13 protein-coding genes are annotated in these 23,396 nt (G+C 58.1%); 8 read left to right on the top strand and 5 right to left on the bottom strand.

Features of this window, described 5'->3' with window-relative positions:
* The first annotated feature begins 351 nt into the window (after positions 1–351).
* The 8 genes from putP to FHL16_RS05370 all read left to right on the top strand — a co-directional run bounded on the left by putP (position 352) and on the right by FHL16_RS05370 (position 13,096).
* A complete protein-coding gene (gene putP, locus FHL16_RS05325; RefSeq protein WP_010464334.1) occupies positions 352–1,836 on the top strand; it encodes a sodium/proline symporter PutP in 1,485 nt (494 codons plus the stop codon).
* 361 nt (positions 1,837–2,197) lie between these two features.
* Positions 2,198–4,216: a type VI secretion system Vgr family protein gene (locus FHL16_RS05330; RefSeq protein ID WP_077747636.1), complete on the top strand. Its 2,019-nt coding sequence runs from the start codon at positions 2,198–2,200 to the stop codon at positions 4,214–4,216.
* Positions 4,206–4,943, top strand: a complete 738-nt coding sequence (locus FHL16_RS05335) for a DUF4123 domain-containing protein (protein ID WP_077747637.1) — start codon at positions 4,206–4,208, stop codon at positions 4,941–4,943. Before FHL16_RS05330 ends, FHL16_RS05335 begins: the two co-directional genes overlap by 11 nt.
* On the top strand, positions 4,943–9,751 hold the full coding sequence (locus FHL16_RS05340) for an RHS repeat-associated core domain-containing protein (protein ID WP_077747638.1): 4,809 nt from the start codon (positions 4,943–4,945) through the stop codon (positions 9,749–9,751). Before FHL16_RS05335 ends, FHL16_RS05340 begins: the two co-directional genes overlap by 1 nt.
* Positions 9,748–10,164: a hypothetical protein gene (locus FHL16_RS05345; protein ID WP_077747639.1), complete on the top strand. Its 417-nt coding sequence runs from the start codon at positions 9,748–9,750 to the stop codon at positions 10,162–10,164. The genes FHL16_RS05340 and FHL16_RS05345 overlap by 4 nt, the downstream gene beginning before the upstream one ends.
* Positions 10,165–10,753: 589 nt before the next feature.
* A complete protein-coding gene (locus FHL16_RS05355; protein WP_238706152.1) occupies positions 10,754–11,170 on the top strand; it encodes a hypothetical protein in 417 nt (138 codons plus the stop codon).
* 443 nt (positions 11,171–11,613) lie between these two features.
* Entirely contained in the window at positions 11,614–11,937 is a 324-nt protein-coding gene (locus tag FHL16_RS05360; protein ID WP_077747641.1) for a hypothetical protein, read from the top strand.
* A 319-nt stretch (positions 11,938–12,256) separates the two neighbouring features.
* Positions 12,257–13,096 (top strand): 23S rRNA (adenine(2030)-N(6))-methyltransferase RlmJ, encoded by an 840-nt coding sequence (locus FHL16_RS05370; RefSeq protein WP_077747642.1) that lies wholly within the window; start codon positions 12,257–12,259, stop codon positions 13,094–13,096.
* 151 nt (positions 13,097–13,247) lie between these two features.
* Here the strand turns inward: FHL16_RS05370 and msrA are convergent, their stop codons facing one another.
* The 5 genes from msrA to aceE all read right to left on the bottom strand — a co-directional run bounded on the left by msrA (position 13,248) and on the right by aceE (position 23,289).
* Entirely contained in the window at positions 13,248–13,895 is a 648-nt protein-coding gene (gene msrA / locus FHL16_RS05375; protein ID WP_077747678.1) for a peptide-methionine (S)-S-oxide reductase MsrA, read from the bottom strand.
* Positions 13,896–14,103: 208 nt separating this feature from the next.
* A complete protein-coding gene (locus FHL16_RS05380; RefSeq protein ID WP_077747643.1) occupies positions 14,104–16,797 on the bottom strand; it encodes a sensor domain-containing phosphodiesterase in 2,694 nt (897 codons plus the stop codon).
* A 193-nt stretch (positions 16,798–16,990) separates the two neighbouring features.
* Complete coding sequence (locus FHL16_RS05385) at positions 16,991–18,385, bottom strand: alkaline phosphatase D family protein (protein ID WP_077747644.1); 1,395 nt, start codon at positions 18,383–18,385, stop codon at positions 16,991–16,993.
* 270 nt (positions 18,386–18,655) lie between these two features.
* A complete protein-coding gene (aceF, locus tag FHL16_RS05390) occupies positions 18,656–20,632 on the bottom strand; it encodes a dihydrolipoyllysine-residue acetyltransferase (RefSeq protein WP_077747645.1) in 1,977 nt (658 codons plus the stop codon).
* Between the two features lie 11 nt (positions 20,633–20,643).
* Positions 20,644–23,289: a pyruvate dehydrogenase (acetyl-transferring), homodimeric type gene (gene aceE / locus FHL16_RS05395; protein WP_010464306.1), complete on the bottom strand. Its 2,646-nt coding sequence runs from the start codon at positions 23,287–23,289 to the stop codon at positions 20,644–20,646.
* Between the last annotated feature and the right edge of the window lie 107 nt (positions 23,290–23,396).

A 23,396-nucleotide genomic window follows, 5' to 3' on the forward strand; every position in this document is an offset into this window, starting at 1 on the left:
CAGCTCGTCAGGAAATAAATTCCGGAACGAACGTACCGCGCTGACTTGGTGCTTTTCATTCTAGTAAACCGTCAGGACTGCCCTAAAAGGGAGCAAAAACAGGGGATTTTCAGGTAAATCCGACTAGGTGCAACTTATTCTCGAAAAATGGGTTGCACCTTATTTGCTTTGTTGAATAGCATTCGCGGCCAAGGTGCAACCGGTCATAAAAGACTGGTGTACCGGCTGATGGCTTTCCTGGGGAAACATCAGTCATAAATGCGCGGGACCTGAAATCGTCTGTCAAACGTCGTCGTTTGCGCGCGGTTCACCAGCCGCCGCTACATAAAAACAAAGCCAGGGCGAAACTTAATGAGCGTTAGCAATCCAACTCTGATCACGTTCGTGATCTACATCGCAGCAATGGTGCTGATCGGCTTCATGGCCTATCGCTCCACCAACAACCTTTCTGATTACATTCTGGGCGGTCGTAGCCTGGGCAGCGTCGTGACTGCATTGTCTGCCGGTGCTTCCGACATGAGCGGCTGGTTGTTGATGGGCCTGCCGGGCGCCATCTACATGTCCGGTCTGTCCGAAAGCTGGATCGCCATCGGCCTGATCATCGGTGCTTACCTGAACTGGCTGTTCGTCGCCGGTCGTCTGCGCGTGCAGACTGAGCACAACGGCGATGCACTGACCCTGCCGGATTACTTCTCCAGCCGTTTCGAAGACAAAAGCGGCCTGCTGCGGATCATCTCCGCCGTTGTGATCCTGGTGTTCTTCACCATCTACTGCGCTTCCGGCATTGTGGCCGGCGCCCGTCTGTTCGAAAGCACCTTCGGCATGTCCTACGAGACAGCGCTGTGGGCCGGTGCTGCGGCGACGATTGCCTACACCTTCGTCGGCGGTTTCCTGGCCGTGAGCTGGACGGACACCGTACAAGCCACGCTGATGATCTTCGCCCTGTTGCTGACCCCGATCATCGTGCTGCTGGCCACCGGCGGCGTCGACACCACGTTCCTGGCCATCGAAGCGCAGGATCCAAGCAACTTCGACATGCTGAAAAACACCACCTTCATCGGCATCATCTCGCTGATGGGCTGGGGTCTGGGCTACTTCGGCCAGCCGCACATCCTCGCGCGTTTCATGGCGGCGGATTCGGTCAAGTCGATCGCCAAGGCACGTCGCATTTCCATGGCCTGGATGATCCTGTGCCTGGGCGGCACCGTCGCTGTAGGTTTCTTCGGTATCGCTTACTTCTCGGCACACCCCGAGCTGGCCGGCCCTGTGACCGAAAACCCAGAGCGCGTGTTCATCGAACTGGCCAAAATCCTCTTCAACCCATGGGTTGCCGGTGTCCTGCTGTCGGCCATCCTGGCTGCGGTCATGAGCACCTTGAGCTGCCAACTGTTGGTGTGCTCGAGCGCCCTGACCGAAGACTTCTACAAAACTTTCCTGCGTAAAACCGCTTCCCAGGTTGAATTGGTCTGGGTCGGCCGCGCCATGGTGCTGCTGGTTGCCCTGATCGCCATCGCGTTGGCCGCTAACCCGGAAAACCGCGTATTGGGTCTGGTCAGCTACGCCTGGGCCGGTTTCGGTGCTGCGTTCGGTCCGGTGGTCCTGATCTCCGTGATCTGGAAAGACATGACTCGCAACGGCGCACTGGCCGGCATCCTGGTCGGCGCGATCACCGTGATCGTCTGGAAGCACTTCGAACTGCTGGGCCTGTACGAAATCATCCCGGGCTTCATCTTCGCCAGCCTGGCCATCTACATCGTCAGCAAGCTGGGCGCGCCGACTCAGGGCATGCTTCAGCGTTTCGCCGCTGCCGAGGCTGATTTCCGCCTGAACAAGTGATAGGGATGAGCTAAGGCTCTGAGCTTTCGCCGAACATGAAAACGGCCCGCTTCCTTTTGGAGGCGGGCCGTTTTTTTGTCTGCGGGAAAAGATTGGGTGTTTTTTATGGCCCTTTCGCGGGCAAGCCTCGCTCCTGCAGGGTTGGCGATTCGCCACAAAACTGTGGGCGCTAGGCTTGCCTGCGAAGAGGTCACCAGCTGCAACACACTACTTTTGCAGAGAATGTCTGTAGCCAAACATTCCAATTCTTGAAGGACAAATCCCTAAAAAAGTAGGGCAAATCTGATTTTCCTGTCCCTCCCTCAACACCCCTTGTCGCTCATGCAGAATCGCCCGCCCTCATTCTGCAGAGACACATCGGATGTTCGCTCCTGCCAATCAACCGCGTTTCACGTTGACGATCGACGGCGTCCAGATTGAGCTCAAGGTGCTTGAGTTCACGGGCACGGAAGCCATCAGCCAACCCTACCGCTTCGATCTGGAACTGGTCAGCGACCGGCCAGACATCGAGCTCGAAAACCTGCTACATCGTCAGGCGTTTCTGAGTTTCGATGCACAAGGTTCTGGCGTACACGGTCAGATCTTTCGCGTCGGTCAAAGCGATTCCGGGAAACGTCTGACGGGCTATCAAATCAGTCTCGTACCGCGATTGGCCTACCTCGGTCAGCGCATCAACCAGCGGATTTTCCAGCACCAAAGCGTGCCAGCGATCATCGCGCAGGTCCTCAAGGACCATGGCATCCAGCGCGATGCCTTCGAGTTCCGGCTCGGCAGCGACTACTCACCGCGCGAATACTGCGTGCAATACGCCGAAAGCGACCTCGCGTTTATCCAGCGCCTGTGTGCCGAGATCGGCATTCATTACCACTTCCAGCACAGCCCCGACGGACATCTGCTGGTGTTTGGCGATGATCAGACAGTATTCCCGCGCCTGCCTGAGCCGACGCTGTACTTGCCGGGCAGTGGCATGGCGGCGGACGCGCCGGCCATCAAGCGTTTCAACGTGCGTCTGGAGACCCGCACCACGGCGGTCACCCGGCGCGATTACGACTTCCAGAAACCGCGTCTCTCCCTGGAAAACCGGGTCGACAGCGAACAGCGTCCGGTGCTGGAGGATTACCACTTTCCCGGCCAATTCACTGACCGCGAGCATGGCAAACAGCTGACACAGCGAGCGCTGGAACGGCACAACGCAGACTTCCGTCAGGCCGAAGGTCGTGGCGACGATTCTGCCTTGGTCAGCGGACATTTCCTGCACCTCGCCGAGCACCCGCGTCAGGCGTGGAACGACCTGTGGCTGATCACTGAAATCGAACACCGTGGCCGACAGCCGCAAGTGCTGGAGGAGTCGGCCACCAGTGATGACCCGGATGATTTCCAGGGTTATCGCAATACCTTTCTGGCGACGCCGTGGGATGTTTCATTTCGTCCACCACTGGGACCGGAAAAGCCGCGCATGCTCGGCTACCAACCTGCCGTGGTCACCGGTCCTGTCGACAGCGAAATCCATTGCGATGAGTTCGGCCGGGTAAAGGTCCAGCTCGCTTGGGACCGCGACGGTCAGCTCAATGAGCATTCCAGTTGCTGGTTGCGGGTCGCCACGGGCTGGGCCCACGACCATTACGGCAGCGTGCTGATCCCACGAGTGGGCATGGAAGTGCTGGTGGGTTTCATCGACGCCGATGCCGACAAACCGCTGGTGATGGGGTGCCTGCCCAACGCCGCAACACCGGTGCCGCTGGATTTGCCCGCCGAGAAGACCCGCAGCATTTTCCGCAGCCAAAGTAGTCCGGGCGGCGGCGGTTACAACGAATTGCGCATCGAGGATCGCAAAGGCGCCGAGGAAATCTACCTGCGCGCCCAGCGAAACTGGACCCAGCACGTGTTGAATGATCAGCAGGTGCAGGTCGATAACCAGCGCACCATCGTCGTCACGGGGACCGCTCGCCATGAGCTTAAGGCTGACGAGCAACGCATCACCCACGGCCAGCGCCAGGCCGAAGTGAAGCTCGACGATCACTTGCTGGTGATGGGCGACCGGCACATCCGCGTGTCCAGTCAGGCGCTCAACGCCAGCCAGCAGTTCCATGTCAGCGCCGGTCAGCAAGTGGTGATCGACGGCGGTGCCAGCGCGACGATTCAGGCGGGCGGGCAGTGGATCAACATCGGTCCTGGCGGGATTTTCAGCAGCGTTCCGATTCAGGTCGGGGGCGCGTTGATGCCGTCTATGGCCGCTACGCCCGTGTCGCCCAATACGCCGTTGAAACTCGTCGCCGCCCCAGCCGCCCTGCTGAGCGCCGCACAGATCATGAGCCTGCAAAGCGACGCGCCGTTCTGCGAAGAATGCGAGCGCTGCAAGGACGGTGTCTGTGCCGCCTGATCGCATGTCACCCCACGCCTGGCTGGAACGCCAACCGCTCAAATCCGGCGAGCAGTTGTTCGCGATTTTCGGCAACGCCAGTGCGTCGCAGCCGATGAAAGCCTGGCAGCTCTCGACCCCGGCCCAAGCACCGAGCCCGATCTGGGCCGACACCACCTATGCCGAGTGGGAACCGGTGATGCCCTATGTAGGAATCGTTCCCGCAAGCAGTGAGTTTCTGCAGTGGGTCGCCACGACAGAGTCCCGTGATTGGGGTTGGCTGGCGGTTTCTTCTGCGTCTCAGGAAGCGCTGGTCGAACATCTGCGCAGCCTTACACAAGTGCTTTTGCCCAACGGCAGTGCGGTGTTTTTTCGGTTCTGGGATGGGCGTTATTTGCTGCCGATTCTTCAGTCTGCCGACGTGAACCCAACGCAATTAATGCCTGTGCTTGACCGCTGTTTGATCAATGGGCAGCCGCTCGATATCGGCGGTAGCGCATTGAAAGTCTCCAGGGTTTTTCCGTGGTGGGAAGTGTCCGAATCGCTGCTCGACGACCTCGCCGCCGAGTCCGCGACAACCCGGATCAACAACTTGATGAAGTGGTTGAGCGAAGACCGTCCTGATCTTTTTGAGGCGTTTTCGGCGCGTGTATTGCGGCACAAGGTTGCGACCTTTCTGAAGACGCCGGACCTGCCTCAAGCACCGAAACAAGCCTTGGCGGATTACCTGATGGCGGAGCGGAACTGATGGACCAGATTGTGCGGATCGAGCAGGAGCTCGACGGTTTTAAAGACACGTTGGTTTTGTATCGCGAGCAGCTCGGCAGTTTCTTGAGTCGGAATGCGGACAAGATCAGCCGGTCGATGGACATGCCTTCGCTGATGGGCATGGAGCGGCTGATAAAGCTTGGCGATTCGACGACAGCGGTGAGCAGTCGCGACGATGATTTTCTCTCGGGCTTGGCACAGTGTCCTGCGAACGGAATTCTGGAGATCGAGAGCAAGTTTGAATCGGTTTATGACATCCCGCTGGGCAATATTCAGGTCGATGTGATCGCCATGGACGGGGGTGAGAGCACCGCGGTCCCGCTCGACAAAAATGGCAAGGGACAGTTCGAAGGCACGCCTGGCAAGTTCTATCGCGTTCATGTCCAGAGTGACGTTTCATCGGATCAAATCGAAGACCTGTTCTCCTCTTACGATGGCCTGACCCAAGAACTGGACAGTTGGCTGCGCAACGAGTGGGAAGGGTTCAAGCCGCAATGGTCGCAGTCGACATATGCGGCCGCCGGTAATGGAATACTCGCGGGAAGTTGGGCGGCGATTACCGGTGTCTGGGACAGCATCAGCCTGCTCTCGGACATTCTCCAGAATCCCCGAAAGTTCGTTGGCCGCTTGGGCGATGGGGCCGACAAGCTTGCCGAACTGGCAGAGAAACTCCCGGCAACAATGGAAAAGGTCCAGCTGCTGTTCAGCGATGAAGCGGCCCTTTGTCTGTTGCTGCGCACGGCAAGCCTCTGGCTGGAGATGCTGCCCCCCAGTGAAATCGCCGGCAAAACTGCCGAAGCGCTTTCAACCGTGGTGGTGCAACTGCTCATCGATATTCTGATCGGGCTTGTTCTGACTTTTGCGGGCGCAGGCGCAGGCGTTGCCTATTTGGGGATGCGCCTTGCCAACTACGGCGCCCGAATCGTCGACGCTGTTGTGGGCTTCGTCAAAGCCATCTTCAACATCACCAACAGCTTCATTACCTACGTTGACCGCTACAAAAAAGTGGCCGCACGCGGTGTAGCGGCAGGCCTGAAAAAAGGTCGCATGCAACTGCGCTGGGACGCCAAACGCAACACCACACTCAAACAAAACGAACACCACGACAACGTCCCGGATCAGGCGAAAAACCCCAACGGCGACAGTGCCGATTCCATCGATAAAACCGCCACCAACAAATGCCCGGTGTCGATGGTTACCGGCGAAGAACTGCTGACCCTCATCGACGGTTCGCTGGACGGCATTCTGCCGTTTGACTTTGCCCGGCTCTATCGCACCAGTGCTGCCGAAATCGACTGCGGTCTCGGATTTGGCTGGAGCCATTCGCTCTCCCATCGACTGGAAATCGACGGCGACACCATCATCTGGATCGACCACGAGAACCGTCGCACCACGTTCCCGCTGCCGTCCGCTGAACGCCCGGCGATTCATAACAGCCTGTCGCGCGCCGCGATTTACGTTGGCAATGAACCCGAAGAATTGATCCTCGCCGTCGCCGTCGCCGGCGACGAGTCACGTTTCTACCATTTTCGTAATGGTTTACTTACAGCGATCAGCGACGGATACGACAACCGCCTGCGCATAACCCGCGATCGTCAGGGCCGCATTCGGCGCCTCGACAACGGTGCGGGCCGCGCCTTGTTGTTGCGTTATGAATGCAGTCACTTGGTCGCCGTCGATTATCAGGTTTTCGCCCCGGCCCAAACCCTGGACGAAGCCTGGCAGACCGAGCAAACACTGGTCGGTTACCGCTACGACGAACGCGGTCGACTCATCGAGGCCACCAATGCCGCCGGCGAAAGCGAGCGATACGACTACGACGATCAGCACGTCATTCTCCAGCGGCAATTGGCCGGTGGGGCGAGTTTCTTCTGGGAGTGGGAAAGGTCCGGCAAGGCCGCCCGATGCATCCGCCACTGGGCGTCGTTTGCGCAGATGGACGCGCGGTATACCTGGGATGACCAGGGCAGCGTCACCGTCCACAACATCGACGGCAGCGAAGAGGTTTACGTCCACGACGACCGGGCGCGGCTGGTGCGCAAGGTCGAACTGGATGGCGGTGAACACCTCAAGGCCTACGACGATCAGGGGCGGCTGATTGCCGAGCAGGACCCGCTCGGCGCGGTCACCGAATACCGCTACGACGAAGTCGGACGCTTGGTGGCGCTGATTTCGCCAGAAGATGAGCCAACGGCCTACGAGTATCGCAACGGTTTCCTGCACGCACGCTATCGCGGCAAAGCGGTGTGGAAGTATCAGCGCAATGCGCAGGGGGATGTCACCGAAGCGACCGATCCCGATGGCCATGTCACCCACTATCACTACGACGAAAAAGGTCAGTTGCTGTCGATCCGCTACCCGGACACCAGCCGGCATGTGTTCGTCTGGAATGGCTTGGGGCAACTGGTCGAAGAGACGCTGCCGGACGGTGGCGTACGGCGGTTTTCCTACGATGCGCTGGGGCGGCAGATTACCCGGCAGGACGAACATGGCGCGGTCACCCAGTCGCAATGGGACGCCATTGGCCGACTGATCCAGACGATTCTTCCTACCGGTGCCAGTCGCGCCTACAGCTACAACGCCTACGGAAAAATCACTGCCGAACGCGATGAACTCGGCCGCATCACGCGCTACGAATACCTCGACGACCTGCACCTGGTCAGCCGCCGGCTCAATGCCGACGGCACCCAGCTGAAGTATCGCTACGACAACGCGCAGCTGTTGCTCACGGAAATCGAAAACGAATCCGGCGAAAAATATCAGTTGGCCTACACCCCCGGCGGATTGATCCGACAGGAAACCGGCTTCGACGGCCGACGCACGGCGTATGCCTACGACCTCAACGGCCATCTGCTGGAGAAAACCGAGTTTGGCGACGATGGTTCGCAGCTCGCCACCGCCTATGAACGAGACTCGGCAGGGCGGTTACTGGTCAAAACGCTGCCCGACGGCGTCAAGGTCGAATACCGCTACGACAGCCTCGGTCGACTGATTGGCGTCGATGACGGGCACGACCACCCGCTGGAATTCGAGTACGACCAACAGGATCGGCTGATCACCGAGCATCAGGGTTGGGGCACGCTGCGTTATGGCTACGATGCCTGCGGCCAACTCAATCGCCTGCGCCTGCCGGACGGCAGCAAACTCGATTATCACCACGCCAAGGGCGGCGCACTGACCGCCATCGATCTCAACGGCGCAAGGCTTTCCAGCCACCAATTTGCGTTTGGTCGCGAGCAGCAACGTCAGCAAGGCCAACTGCTCAGCGAATATGCCTACGACGATCAAGGCCGCTTGAAGGCCCACGCTGTCAGCCAACAGCAACAACCGCTCTATCGCCGCGACTATGCCTACAGCGCCAACGGCAATCTCGACAGTATCGCCGACACCCGTCACGGCCAGCGCAACTACCAATACGACCCGCTCAACCGCCTGACCCGCGTGCGCCACACCCGCGACGACCCGGCGGAAAGCTTCGCCCACGACCCGGCCGGCAACCTGCTGATGCAGGATCGGCCTGGCTTGGCGACCGTTAAAGGCAATCGCCTGCTGATGCAGGGCGACCGCCATTACGACTACGACGCCTTCGGCAACCTGGTTCGTGAACGTCGCGGCACAGCGCAAAAACTCGTCACCGAATACCGCTACGACTGCCAGCACCGATTGCTCGGCGTCACCACCCCGGACGGTCGCACCGCCAGTTACCGCTACGACGCCTTCGGCCGCCGCATCGCCAAAACCGTCGACGGCAAAACCACCGAGTTCTTCTGGCAAGGCGACAACCTCATCGCCGAAAGCAGCCGCGAACACTACCGCAGCTACATCTACGAACCCGGCAGCTTCCGCCCGCTGGCGATGCTCGACGGCAAAGGCCCACGCAAAGCCTGCCCGTTCTACTACCAACTCGACCATCTCGGTACACCGCAGGAACTGACCGATTTTGGTGGCGAGATTGTCTGGTCAGCGAAGTACAACGCCTACGGCAAAGTCACTCGCCAGACGTTCGGCGGGGGCGAGCAACTTGAGCAACCGTTGCGGTTTCAGGGGCAGTACTTTGATGCGGAGAGTGGTCTGCATTACAACCGGCATCGGTACTATGATCCGAAGATTGGCCGATACCTGACGCCGGACCCGATCAAGTTGGCGGGTGGGCTGAATCAGTATCAGTACACGCCGAATCCGACGGGGTGGGTTGATCCGTTGGGGTTGAGCGGGAATTGTCCGCAGTCGGGTAAGGCTGGGTGTGAGGCGCCGGATGATACGACTGGCGTTAGGGTTGATGAGGGTGAGGCGCAGCTACCGAAGCTGACGGGTGATCAGCGGCGAGAAAGGATTGGGATTCTTAAGGAGGAGGTTGCTAAGCGCTGGGTTGAGCGGTTTGAGAAAAAGTACCCTGGAATGCATTCCATCGGTAAGCATAGTATCGAGGTTCCTGATGTGGTAATTCGACAGCGCTCGGTAGACGGTACGGATCCCATTACTAAGATTCCCCATAGAGAAAACAGAGGGAACTTAAGCTCGCAATATAAAAGCTGGAACTTGCAAATGCATACGCTAAACGATGATATGACTAGGGTTGTTCGAGGGCTTCCGCAATTCACCGGCAAAGATGTCAATGGCTACAATGTGGTTAGAAGGGAGAATAGAAATGTTGGGCGAGGGTATAAGCCAAATAGAAAAGACCCGGAAAATCCACACCTGTTTGAAAATATGCATGGTTCGGAAACAAAATTTAGTAAAGGTGAAAACCCTAAACCGTTTACATCTCATCCGGTGATAATTAAATGATTAAAGATCCATATTTAGATCAGCCATACTCGCCAACAGTGAGGGAGCTTATAGGGGATTTTGATATTTATGATAGGGAGCACACTCTTGGTGTAGAGTTAGAGAAATACGATATCAATCTTTCTATTGATAGAAGGGCTCTTGCAAGAAAATATATTTTAGTTAGTTACGATTTTTTGAGTCATAGACATAAGTTTTTGCTGGTGGCCGTTCTTGAGTCTGCACTACAAGATGAGTCTTATGACTTTCAGGCATTGCTAGAGCATGACTGCGAAAGCACGAATCTCTTTCCAAGTGGTTGGGATGAAATGAAAAATCCTCGTGCATTTTTTGAAGATATTTACAGTGTTTTGAGCGATGAGTGGAAAGGTCAGCTGCTAAAGGCAAGCCTTGAGGATCAATCCACTTGGTGAGATGAAGTCAGCGAAGTTTCTGGGCAAGGTCGTCGGAAGTTTCCTGCAAATCTGCGGCGGCTTTCATGAACGGGTGGGCAACGTGTTTCATCAATAGTCTCTGGTGGTCACTGAAAATTCAGTGGCAGGGTGTAGGAACCCTTCAAGACTAGAGAGGACGCTTTGGCGTCGACACCTGAATTGCGGCCATCAACATGCATCCGTAAGATCAGTTGCGGCGGCTGTGCGCGGGCACGCTTTGGTGTGGTCGAGTTCTCTGGTCTCGATATTCCTACCCCGCGTATAGCTGCCACCCAAGCCTGTAGGATGCCAAAGGGGACGGATTTATTTTTGCTGATTTTTTGCTGCCAGCTTCGAAGGTGTTGTTATAGAGCAACAAATATATCCGTCCCCTTTATGGTTTCTTTGTGGTTTAACTACTGCTTTACTTGTGCTCGCGAATGCAACATTGTTTTGACAGTGGTAGCGAGCGGATACACTGTTGGAAAGTGTCATTGAAGAATTAGAAAAATAAATCCGCCATCTTTTTCAAGCTTGATAAGGATAATGTGCTGCGGCCTTTTACTGCTTATCCTTCGGGGAGAAAATGATGCTGCGAGATCCATTTTTAAATGAAGAATTTCAACCCGATTTGATGTGGTTTATTGGCGTCTTTGATGTTTATGATCGCGAGGAAACTCGAGGTGCGGAGCTGGAAGTGTTTAACCCTAATGATCGCATTGACAGAACGGAACTGATAAAAAGATACAGCTTGAATCTAGGTTGTCTGTCCTATAGACATAAGCTCGTGCTGATGGATTTTCTAGCGGAAAAGCTAAACGATGCGTCTTATGACTTTCAGAGTTTGTTTGATATAGATGAAGAAGATGCAGGGAGTTGGCCGCGTGGTGAGTGGTATGCATTGGCGGATCCCCGTGGATTTCTTCAAGATTTCTATACGTTGGCTCAGGAGGCCTGGAAGGAAGATGTTCTTTTAGCGAGCTTTGAAGATCGGGCCAGTTGGTGATAGAGAAGGTGGCACCTGTCAGTCTGGAGTCCTCCGCGTCGGTATTCGCAATGCCAATTGCCAGCACTACGGAATGTTTAAGTGTTGTTTAAAGACCTCGTAACTACTACGAAATTTCCGGGCAAGCTCATCGGAAGTTTCCTTCAAGTTGTGACGGCTTCCATGAACTGGTGGGCGATGGGTTGCAGGGATAGTCTTTGGCTGTCACCGCGCAAGTGGTGGCAGGGTGTAGGAGCCCTCTCTCATGATGCAACAGCTCTGTCGTCTGATTGCGGCACTTAACTCGTGTCCATATGATCGTTCGCGGCGGCTGTGTGCGGGACACGCTTCGGCGTGACCGAGGTTCATGAGTGCTCGGTACTCCTACTCCTGCGCATGGCTGCCACCCAAACCTGTAGGAGGGTGCGTTTGGCAGCTAATTTTCATACTCATGGAATTTACAAATGACAACGCTAACGCCAGATCCACCCTACGAAAAACCAATCCCCCACCCCAAAAACCGCTTCATGGCCCTCACCAGCAACTGCACCGACATGCCGACGCTGTTCGTCGATACCCACGCGCCGCTCGATGTTTTGTACGACGCTGCCAGCTATCGAATTCGCGCGGTGACGCAGGTGCTTGAGAACCTGTCGATGCGCGGTTCGGTTGAGTGTGAGTCGTTCATTCTTAGTGATTTTGCGTTGCTGTGTGCCATTCCGTTGCGGGATGGGTGTGATGTGCTGGATGTAGTGGGGCGACGGTTGAGGGCTCGGCCTTCGGATTAAGGGCAGGATGTGGCGAGGGAGCTTGCTCCCGTTCGGCTGCAGAGCAGTCGCCAAATCAAGCGCTGCGGTGTTTCTGACAAATCTGCGGTGCTGGTTTTGGGGCTGCTTCGCAGCCCAGCGGGAGCAAGCTCCCTCGCCACAGGGTTTGTGGTTGGCTGGGATGTTTTGGGGTTGCTGCGCAGCCCAACGGGGGCAGGCCCCCTCGCCACAGGCTCTTGGGTTGACGTGAGATTGCGTGTCGGCAGTTGCCCGCTCAGCCGCGAACCCCTGACGTTCGCCTCGGTACAAGGTAAACTTCCCGGCCTTCGCAGGAGCAATCATGAATTATCGTCACGCCTTCCATGCCGGCAATCACGCCGATGTGTTCAAACACCTGACTCTGACCCGCATCATCGCCCTGATGTCGCGCAAGGAGCAGCCGTTTGCCTATCTCGACACTCACGCCGGCATTGGTCTGTATGACCTGCAGGGTGATCAGGCGAGCCGTACCGGTGAGTACCTGGAAGGTATTGCGCGTCTGTGGGATCAGCCGGATCTGCCAGCGCTGACCGCCGACTACATGAAAGTGCTGCACGACATGAACCCGGATGGCCAATTGCGCTATTACCCGGGGTCGCCGGAGCTGGCGCGGCGTCTGACGCGGCCGCAGGATCGGGTGATGCTCAATGAGAAGCACCCCGAAGACGGTTTGCTGCTCAAGGACAACATGGCCGGTGATCGTCGGGTGAAGGTACATCTGGGCGAAGGCTGGCATGTGCCGCGTGCGATGCTGCCGGTGCAGGAGAAGCGGGCGGTGATGTTGATTGATCCGCCGTTCGAGCAGCTCGATGAGATGCAGCGTTGCGCGGCGTCGCTGAAAGAGGCGATTGGCCGGATGCGGCAGACGGTGGCAGCGATCTGGTACCCGGTGAAGGATCAGCGCATGTTGCGACGTTTTTATCAGGACTTGGCCGGCTCGGGCGCGCCGAAGTTGTTGCGCGTGGAGTTGCTGGTGCATCCGCTGGATACGCCGAACAGTTTGAATGGCTCCGGGTTGGCGATTGCGAATCCGCCGTGGGGCCTGGAAGAGGAATTGCGTGAGTTGCTGCCGTGGTTGTCCAAGAAGCTTGGGCAGACCCAAGGCGGGTGGCAGATGGATTGGTTGATTGCTGAGAGTTGATGGCTGATCAGATGGATTGATGGCGTCTGATCGGACGCCTTCGCGGGCAAGCCTCGCTCCTACAGGGATCGATATCTGAGCACAATTTTGTGATCGACATAAATCCCTGTAGGCGCGAGGCTTGCCCGCGAAGCTTTTCAGGGCCCGAGAGTTAGATCGGGCAGGTAACGCCCGTACCACCAATCCCGCAATACCCTTCAGGGTTCTTCGCCAGGTACTGCTGGTGATACGCCTCGGCGAAGTAGAACGTCGGCGCTTCATCGATTTCAGTGGTGATTTCGCCTTTCCCGGCCTTGGTCAACTCAGCCTGGAACACGTCCTTGCTGTGCTTGGCGGCGGCCAGTTGCGTCGGGTTGGTCGCATAGATCACCGAGCGGTACTGAGTGCCGATGTCGTTGCCCTGACGCATGCCTTGCGTCGGGTTGTGCAATTCCCAGAACATTTTCAGCAGTTCTTCGTAGCTGACTTTGGCCGGTTCGTAGACCACCAGCACCACTTCGCTGTGGCCGGTCAGGCCCGAACAAACTTCTTCATAGGTCGGGTTCGGGGTAAAACCGCCGGCATAACCCACCGCCGTGCTGACCACGCCTTCACGTTGCCAGAACTTGCGTTCCGCGCCCCAGAAGCAGCCCAGGCCGAAGATCGCGAAATCCACGTCCATCGCGAACGGGCCCAGCAGTGGGGCGTCGTGGACGAAGTGTTTTTCCGGCACGGTCATCGGGGTTTCACGGCCGGGCAGAGCTTGTTCTTTGGTAGGTAGCACGTTTTTGTTCACCAGGATTTCCGAGCGCAAGACCATCATCAGTCCCCTCAGTCAGGTTGAATGTAAATTGTCAGACACGCAGTTTGCCCAATGCCGGCCGGTTACGCACTACCCCTGTGCGAGCGTGCCTGCTTGCGATAGCGGCGGGACATTAAACATTGATGGCGACTGACACACCGCTATCGCGAGCAGGCTCGCTCGCACAGGGGATTACGGTGTTCCACAGGGATTTTGTGGTGTGCTGTCAGACGAGCGGGCCGCGTGGGTAGCGCTTGAGCTTTTCGATCAGCTCGGCGCCGGGGATGGGGCGGTCGAACAGGTAGCCCTGGCCGACATCGCAGCGGTGGCGACGCAAGAACGCAAGCTGCTCGGCCGTCTCGATCCCTTCCGCCACAACTTTGAGTTTCAGGTTGTGAGCCATGGCGATCACCGCGGAGGTGATTTCCATGTCGTCCTGGTTGTCCGGGATTTCGTGGATGAAGCTTCGGTCGATCTTGATGATGTCGATCGGGAATTTTTTCAGGTAACTGAGCGACGAGTAACCGGTGCCGAAATCGTCCATGGCCAGGGTCAGGCCCAGGCGCTTGAGTTGATCGAGCTGCAAGTGGGTGTCTTCGGTGGCTTCCAGCAGCAGGCCTTCGGTCAGTTCCAGCTCCAGCAGGTTCCCCGGCAGCGCTTCTTCCTTGAGGATGTTGGCGATGGACGCCACCAGGTCCGGGTCGGAGAACTGCTTGGGCGACAAGTTGATCGCCACTTGAAGATTGCCCAGGCCGGCGGCGGTCAGGTCTTTGCTCATGCGGCAGGCCTGGCGGGCGATCCATTTGCCGATCGGGATGATCAGGCCGGTTTCTTCGGCAACGCTGATGAACTGGTCCGGGCGGATCATGCCTTTTTCTGGATGGTTCCAGCGCAGCAGCGCTTCCATGCCCAGCAGGCGACCACTGCGCAGGCACAGTTTGGGCTGATAGAACACGTCCAGCTCATTCTGGGTCAGGGCGCGGCGCAGGTTGTTTTCCACGAACAGCTTGTAGCTGGCCTCGGCGTTCAGTGCTTCGGTGAACACTTGGACCTGGTGTTTGCCATTGGCCTTGGCCTTGTGCAGCGCCAGGCCGGCGTTGCGCATTAATGTCTGTGGATCGCGACCGTGCAGCGGCGCGCACGCCAGGCCCACGGAGCCGGTGACGCTGATCAACTGGTTGTCGACGAACATCGGCTTGTCGAGGGTCGCCAGCAATTGGTTGGCGACGTGCTGGCCCATCGCGAGGTCGGTGTTGTCCAGCAGCACGGCGAATTCGTTACTGGCGAATCGCGCCAGGCTGCCGCTCGGGCTCAGGCTGTTGCGCAGGCGCCGGGCCAGGCTGATCAGCAGTTTGTCGCCGGTCTGGTGGCCGAGGCTGTCGTTGATGCGCTTGAAGTTGTCGATGTCCACCAGGAGCAGGCTGATCGGCGTATCGCTGTCCCGGGCGAAGCGTTCGTCGAGGTTGCGGATGAACGCCGGGCGGTTGCCAAGGTTGGTCAGGTTGTCGGTGTAGGCCAGGCGCTCGATGCGCTGCTGGGCGAGCTTGGTCTGGGTGATGTCTTCGTAGATGCCGATGTAATGCGTCAGCTCTCGGTTGTCGCCATAGACCTTGGAAATCGACAACTGGCCCCAGTAGGGTTCGAGGTTTTTGCGCCGGCTCTTGAACTCGCCCTGCCAGCTGTTGCTCTTGGCCAGCGCCGACGGTGCGTCGAACAGCAGTTCGCTGAGGTTCTCCAACGCAGGCAGTTCCGATAGCCGCTGGCCGTGGACTTCCTCGGTGGTGTACTGGGTGATCGCCGTGAAACTTGGGTTGACGTACTCCACCACGCCATCGCAATTGACCAGCAGAAAGGCGTTGGCGCTTTGCTCCACCGCACGCTGGAACAGGTGCAGGGCGCTGGTGGCGGTGCGGCGGTTGTGGTTGTTGATGACTTGGGCGAACTGATCCGCCAGCTCGCCGGCAAAGGCGATTTCATCCGACTGCCAGGCACGGGTCGCGCCAGTCTGTTCCAGGCACAGCACGCCGACCACTTGGCCGTCGACGCGGATACTGGCGTCGAGCATGGCGTTCACATCGCGCGGGCGCAGGTGTTCGGCCATTTCCCGGGTACGCGGATCGCGAATGGCGTTGTGCGCATCGATGGCGCGGCTGCCGTGCAAGGCGTCGAGGTAATCCGGGAAGCCGCTGACGTCGATCGGTTCCGGCAGCTGATATTCCCCGGAGGTGCGGTGATAGGCCGAGATCGGCACCAGTAGCGAGCCTTCGAGGTTCCACAGGCTGGCGCAGTCGATTTCATAGATGTCGCAAGCGCTGCGGGTAATCAGTTCGGCGGCTTCTTGCAGGGAATTGTTGGTGCTGTAGCGCTGGCGGGTCAGCAGCAGGATCAAGTCTTGCTGGGCGCGGACCCGATCCAGATGCTGCAGTTGTTCCAACTGGGCGCGCTGATTGAGTTCCAGAGCGATTTGCAGGCGCGAGTTCTGGGTTTCCAGGTCCAGCGACGGCAGCAGCGGTTCACCCTCGAACAAGCCTTCCACGACCATCAGGTAACCGCGCAGCAGGTGTCGATTGTGTTGTCGGTAGGCTTCGCCCAGTTCGAGCAGGCTCAAGGAGCCTTTGGCGGTGTGCAGGTTGTAGCGGATCAGGTAATGCGGGCTCTCTCTGAGTTGCTGCTGAATCGCGTCGTGCAGTTGATAGCGCGCTTCAGGCTCCATCAGGCTGGCATAAGGCGAGTCGACCAAGGCACAAAGCTCCACGGCCGGCAGACCAAATTGTCGTTCGCAATTGGGATCGAGAAACAGGAGTGCCCAGCTAGCTTCATTCAGCCGTTCGAAACGCAGCATGCCGAGCCGCGAGGGCACAGGCAATTGCGTCACTACCTCGGCCACCATACGGCTGGCGGCATCAGGTTGGCTTTTCATTGAGGGAAACTCGCTTCGAATGTGCTGATCGCGCCGGGCTCTCGCCCTCTTTACTGTTGCCTGCGGCAAGGTTGCATCATTGCGACACTGACTGACAAGAGACATGAAGGCCAAGTGCTATAAGAATATGTCGGCAGGGGCGAGGATTTCTCCAGCCAGGGCCGAAAACTAATGCATTTGGCCTTCATTTTCCTTAGTGCAGCGGGATGTTGATCGATTGCAGGCGCCGGCCGTTCCGGTCGTGGTAACTGACCTGAATCTGCTCCCGATCCACCACCAGATGAGCAAAGTTGTCTTCGCTGACCACCTTGCTGGTCAATTCATGTCGATAATCTCCCGCTGCGGTACGTGCCAGCGCCTGGTTCAGAATGAAGGTGGACTCGGAGGCATAGGGCAGCAATTTGCTGTTGCACAGCGGGGACGAGACGATGGTGTGCACGTCGAAGTCCGGATCCTCGCTGTGGGTCAGGCGACTGGTCAGTGAGCCGTGGACATCGCCGGAAACGAAGATGACGTTCTTGATGCGATGCGTGCGAATCGTCTCCAGCAACCGCAGGCGTTGTTCCGGGAAGGCTTTCCAGGCGTCATCGCCGTTGAGTTTGCGGTCGGGGTAGAACATCACGCTGGTGACCACGAACTTGACCCGGGCCGGGCTGTGGATCAGCCATTTGCACAGCGCCTGTTCCTGCTCATCGTCGAGGATGCGTCGATCATTGGGCGACAAGTTACGACGGGTTCGGCTGTCGGTGACAAACCATTCAATATCGCCTTCGGCGAACTGATACCAATACTGTTCCAACTTTCGGCTTACTTGCCCGCTGGGTAATAAGTCATGCGCCGGACTGTGGCTGGCTTGGTATATCTCATAGGCTGCCATGGCGTTCTTATATAAATAGGCATCGGCCTTGCTTTCGTTGGCGGGCCAGTTGTCTTCTATTTCATGATCGTCGAGGATCATATAAGTCGAGGTGTTGGACATTAATCGGGCGATGTTCGGTTGGGAAAACGCCGCGCGATATTTGCTGAGTATTTCCTTGTATTCCCGGTCGGGAGCAATAACGTTCAGATCATCGACGTAAATTTGATCACCCGTCATTAACATCGCGCTGATGGGCGGCTCGGCCTGCTGCGCAAGTTCGGTGATCGAGGCAAAAATACGGTCGCCCAGATGAGGTGCCGAAGGGATGCCTGCGGTCATGCGCAGGTAGCGGCATGAGCCGACGATGTACGCCCTCGGTGTGTTGGCTTTGCTGGACAGGGTGCGAAAGCGATAAATCTCCCGTGGCCATTGCAGCGGCAGTTCCTGAACGGTCTCCACGGTGTGCACCGGGCTCATGGGGCTGAACCATCCGGCCTGGTATTCATAGTCGGTATCGATGGCGAGGTTGTTGAGTGCAATCACATCGGACATATCGCGCAAGATCGACAGTTTGGCAAAGACACCTTGCGACCAACGCTCTTCCCTCGCGCGCCGATAACGAATGCCGGCAAATACCAGCGAGTTGTCTTGACGTTCTCCGCGCAAAAAAATACGTACGTGGTTAGTTGTAGTGTGGCCAATAATAGGGCCGACAGTTGGTTTAAACATGTTCGAATCCGTTCGAAATAACGTTAACTAAGCAAATGAGGTTTTCAGTATTTAAAAGAAAATGCTGTCGAACTAAGCCTAGTTATTAAACGGCAAAAAATATCGAGCGAAAGCCGCCATGAGTTGTGGGCGGTGTAAGCCACGGCTGTAGGAAATTACTTTGTTCAAGGCAAAAAAAGCCCCGCCAAATTGGCGGGGTTGAGGTACGAGCGTGGCGCTCGGAAAACATGGAACGCGACGGGCCCTCCGATGAAGGAGGGCCGGCCGGTGTTACAGCAGGATGGTACGGATGTCCGCCAGCAGGCTGCTCAGACGCTGGGTGAAGCGTGCAGCAGCAGCGCCGTTGATCACACGGTGATCGTAGGACAGCGACAGTGGCAGCATCAGTTTCGGCTGGAAGGCTTTGCCGTCCCAGACTGGCTGGATGGTTGCCTTGGAAACACCGAGGATCGCCACTTCCGGCGCGTTGACGATCGGCGTGAAGCCGGTGCCGCCAATGTGGCCGAGGCTGGAAATGGTGAAGCAGGCGCCTTGCATGTCGTCAGCGGTGAGCTTTTTGTCGCGGGCTTTGGCGGCCAGCGCAGCGGCTTCGGCTGCCAGTTGCAACAGGCTCTTCTGGTCGACGTTCTTGATGACCGGTACCAGCAGGCCTTCAGGGGTGTCGACGGCGAAGCCGATGTTCACATACTTCTTGCGGATGATCGCCTTGCCGCTTGGCGCCAGCGAACTGTTGAAGTCCGGCAGCTCCTTGAGCAGGTGCGCGCACGACTTGAGCAGCAGCGGCAGGATGGTCAGCTTGACGCCGGCCTTCTCTGCGACGGCTTTCTGAGCGATGCGGAACGCTTCCAGGTCGGTGATATCAGCCGAATCGAACTGAGTCACGTGCGGAATGTTCAGCCAGCTGCGATGCAGGCTCGACGCGCCGATTTGCATCAGGCGAGTCATCGGCACTTCTTCGGTTTCACCGAAGCGGCTGAAGTCCACGACCGGAATCGGCGGGATGCCCGCGCCGCCGGTTGCGCCGGCAGCAGCGGCCGGCGCTTCCTTGGCCTTCTGCATCATCGCTTTGACGTAAACCTGCACGTCTTCTTTGAGGATGCGACCGTGCGGGCCACTGGCGCCGACGGCGTTCAGCTCGACGCCGAATTCACGGGCCAGTTGGCGTACAGCCGGGCCAGCGTGAACCTTGGCGCCCGGCTTGGCCGGTGCAGCCGCGGGTGCGGCAGGTGCCGGAGCAGCAGGTGCTGCGGCGGCCGGAGCAGGAGCGCTCGGTGCAGCAGCGGCTGGAGCCGGAGCAGCGGCCGGCGCAGCGCCTTTGACTTTCAGCTTCAGAATCAGGTCGCCAGTACCGACTTCGTCATCCAGCTTGATGGAAACGCTTTCCACCACGCCAGCGGCAGGCGATGGAATTTCCATGCTCGCCTTGTCGGATTCCAGTGTGATCAGCGACTGGTCGGCGGTGACGGTGTCGCCGGCCTTGACCAGTACTTCGATGATCTTGGCCTTGCCCGACGAACCGATGTCCGGGACATGAATGTCCTGGACGCTATCGGCAACCGGTGCGGCCGGGGCCGCAGCGGCTGGCGCCGGAGCAGCGGCAGCAGGCGCAGCAGCCTGGGCTGGCGCGGCAGCAGCAGGGGCCGCAGCACCCGCCACTTCCAGATCCAGAATCAGGTCACCCGTACCGACTTCGTCGTTGAGCTTGACGCTGATGGCCTTGACCACGCCAGCGGCAGGCGATGGGATTTCCATGCTGGCCTTGTCGGATTCCAGGGTGATCAGCGACTGATCAGCCTCGACGGTGTCGCCGACCTTGACCTGGATCTCGATGATCTGGGCCTTGCCCGCCGAACCGATATCCGGCACGTGCACTTGCTGAACCGAAGCGGCAGCAGGCGCGGCTGCTGGCGCGGCTGCTGGCGCTGGAGCAGCGGCGGCGGCAGGCGCAGCAGCCGGTTTCTCTTCAGCTTTCGCAGCCGGCGCAGCGGCAGCCGCAGGGGCCGCATCAGCGGCACCTTCGACTTCCAGCTCCAGCAGTTCGTCGCCTTCTTTCAGGCGATCGCCCAGCTTCACTTTCAAACTTTTGACGATGCCGGCCTTGGGAGCAGGGACTTCCATGCTCGCCTTGTCCGATTCCAGCGTCAGGATGCTCTGTTCGGCTTCGATACGGTCGCCGACCTTCACAAACAGTTCAATTACTTCACCTTCACCGCTGCCGATGTCAGGTACGCGAATGAGTTCGCTCACAGAGTGTCTCCTCAGCAGTCCAGTGGGTTGCGTTTTTCCGGGTTGATCCCGAACTTGGCGATGGCCTCGGCCACCACTTTAGGTTCGATGTCACCACGGTCAGCCAAGGCTTCCAGGGCTGCCAACACCACGAAATGACGGTCGACTTCGAAGAAGTGACGCAGCTTCTTGCGGCTGTCACTGCGGCCGAAACCGTCGGTGCCCAGGACTTTGAATTCCTTGGACGGGACCCACTGACGAATTTGCTCAGCGAACAGCTTCATGTAGTCGGTAGACGCGATGACCGGACCTTTACGGCCGTTCAGGCACTCTTCGACATAGCTCAGTTTAGGCTTCTGGCCCGGATGCAGACGGTTGGTGCGCTCGACGGCCAGGCCATCGCGACGCAGTTCGTTGAAGCTGGTAACGCTCCAGACGTCGGCGGCAACGTTGAACTCTTCACGCAGAATCTTCGCCGCTTCACGGACTTCACGCAGGATGGTGCCGGAGCCCATCAGCTGAACGTGGTGCGCCGCTTCGCGGGTGTCTTCTTCGAGCAGGTACATGCCCTTGATGATGCCTTCCTCGACACCGGCCGGCATGGCTGGCTGCTGATAGGACTCGTTCATCACGGTGATGTAGTAGAAAACGTCCTGCTGCTCTTCGGTCATCTTCTTCATGCCGTCCTGGATGATCACCGCCAGCTCGTAGCCGTAGGTTGGATCAAAGGTGCGGCAGTTCGGGATGGTGGCAGCCAGGATGTGGCTGTGACCGTCTTCGTGTTGCAGGCCTTCGCCGTTCAGCGTGGTCCGGCCGGCGGTGCCGCCGATCAGGAAGCCACGGGTACGGCTGTCGCCTGCAGCCCAAGCCAGGTCGCCGATGCGCTGGAAGCCGAACATCGAATAGAAGATGTAGAACGGCAGCATTGGCTGGTTGTGGCTGGAGTACGAAGTACCGGCTGCAATGAAGGAACTCATGGCGCCCGCTTCGTTGATGCCTTCTTCGAGGATCTGGCCCTTCTTGTCTTCCTTGTAGAACATCACCTGGTCTTTATCGACTGGCTCGTAGAGCTGGCCGACGGACGAGTAGATGCCCAACTGACGGAACATGCCTTCCATACCGAAGGTACGGGCTTCGTCCGGGATGATCGGGACGATGCGCGGGCCGATTTCCTTGTCCTTGACCAGCTGCGCGAGGATCCGCACGAAGGCCATGGTGGTGGAGATTTCACGGTCGCCCGAACCATCAAGAATCGCCTTGAGGGTATCGAGTGACGGCGTCGGCACGCTGAAGCTTTGCGCGCGGCGCTGAGGCACGAAACCGCCCAATGCAGTGCGGCGCTCGCTCAGGTAGCGGGCTTCGGCGCTGTTTGGCTCTGGCTTGAAGAACGGCAGGTTTTCCAGCTCTTCGTCGCGAACCGGAATGTCGAAACGATCGCGGAACAGCTTCAGGCTTTCAACATCAACCTTCTTGGTGTTGTGCGCGGTGTTTTTCGCTTCGCCGGCACCGGTGCCATAACCCTTGATGGTCTTGGCGAGGATGACGGTCGGTTGTTCTTTGTGGTTGACCGCTTCGTGGTACGCCGCGTAGACCTTGTACGGGTCGTGGCCGCCACGGTTGAGTTTCCAGATCTCGTCGTCGGACAGATCAGCAACCATCGCCTTGAGTTCTGGCGAGTTGAAGAAGTGTTCACGCACGAACGCGCCGTCTTTGGCTTTGTAGTTCTGGTACTCGCCGTCGATGACTTCGTCCATGCGACGTTGCAGGATACCGTCGACGTCTTTAGCCAGCAGTGGGTCCCAGAAACGGCCCCAGATGACCTTGGTCACGTTCCACTGAGCACCGCGGAAAACGCCTTCGAGTTCCTGGATGATCTTGCCGTTGCCGCGAACCGGGCCGTCGAGGCGCTGCAGGTTGCAGTTGATGACGAAGATCAGGTTGTCGAGCTTCTCGCGGCCAGCCAGCGAGATCGCGCCCAGGGATTCTGGCTCGTCGCACTCGCCGTCGCCCAGGAAGCACCAGACTTTCTGTTTGCCTTCAGGGATGAAACCACGTGCTTCCAGGTACTTCATGAAACGTGCCTGGTAGATCGCCTGGATCGGGCCCAGACCCATGGATACGGTCGGGAACTGCCAGAAATCAGGCATCAGCCAAGGGTGCGGATAGGAAGACAGGCCTTGACCATCGACTTCCTGGCGGAAGTTGTTCATCTGGTCTTCGGTGATGCGGCCTTCCATGAACGCACGGGCGTAAACGCCTGGCGAGGTGTGGCCCTGGAAGTAGATCAGGTCGCCGCCGTGTTCATCGGTCGGGGCCTGGAAGAAATAGTTGAAGCCGATGTCATACAGGGTGGCGCTGGAGGCGAAGCTGGAGATGTGACCGCCCAGGTCCGAATCTTTCAGGTTCGTGCGCATCACCATGGCCATCGCGTTCCAGCGTACCAGCGAGCGAATGCGGCGTTCCATGAACAGGTCGCCAGGCATGCGTGCTTCGTGGGTAACGGGAATGGTGTTGCGGTATGGCGTGGTGATGGCGTAAGGCAACTGCGAACCGCTGCGGGTTGCGAGTTCGCCCATACGGGTCATCAGATAGTGAGCGCGGTCTTCGCCTTCTTTGTCGAGAACCGATTCCAGGGCGTCCAGCCATTCCTGGGTTTCGACGGGATCGAGGTCTTGCATGGCTTGCTCCAGGGCGGAAAGGCTTCCAGAATCGGTTGCCTGAGTTTGCGACTGGCCTTGTGGGCAGACGATATAAATTCTTGGATTGCCGAGTGGTAGGTTCCGGC

Origin of the sequence: Pseudomonas sp. FSL W5-0299 (assembly GCF_005930655.1) — a bacterium.
Taxonomy (GTDB): Bacteria; Pseudomonadota; Gammaproteobacteria; order Pseudomonadales; family Pseudomonadaceae; genus Aquipseudomonas; species Aquipseudomonas mandelii.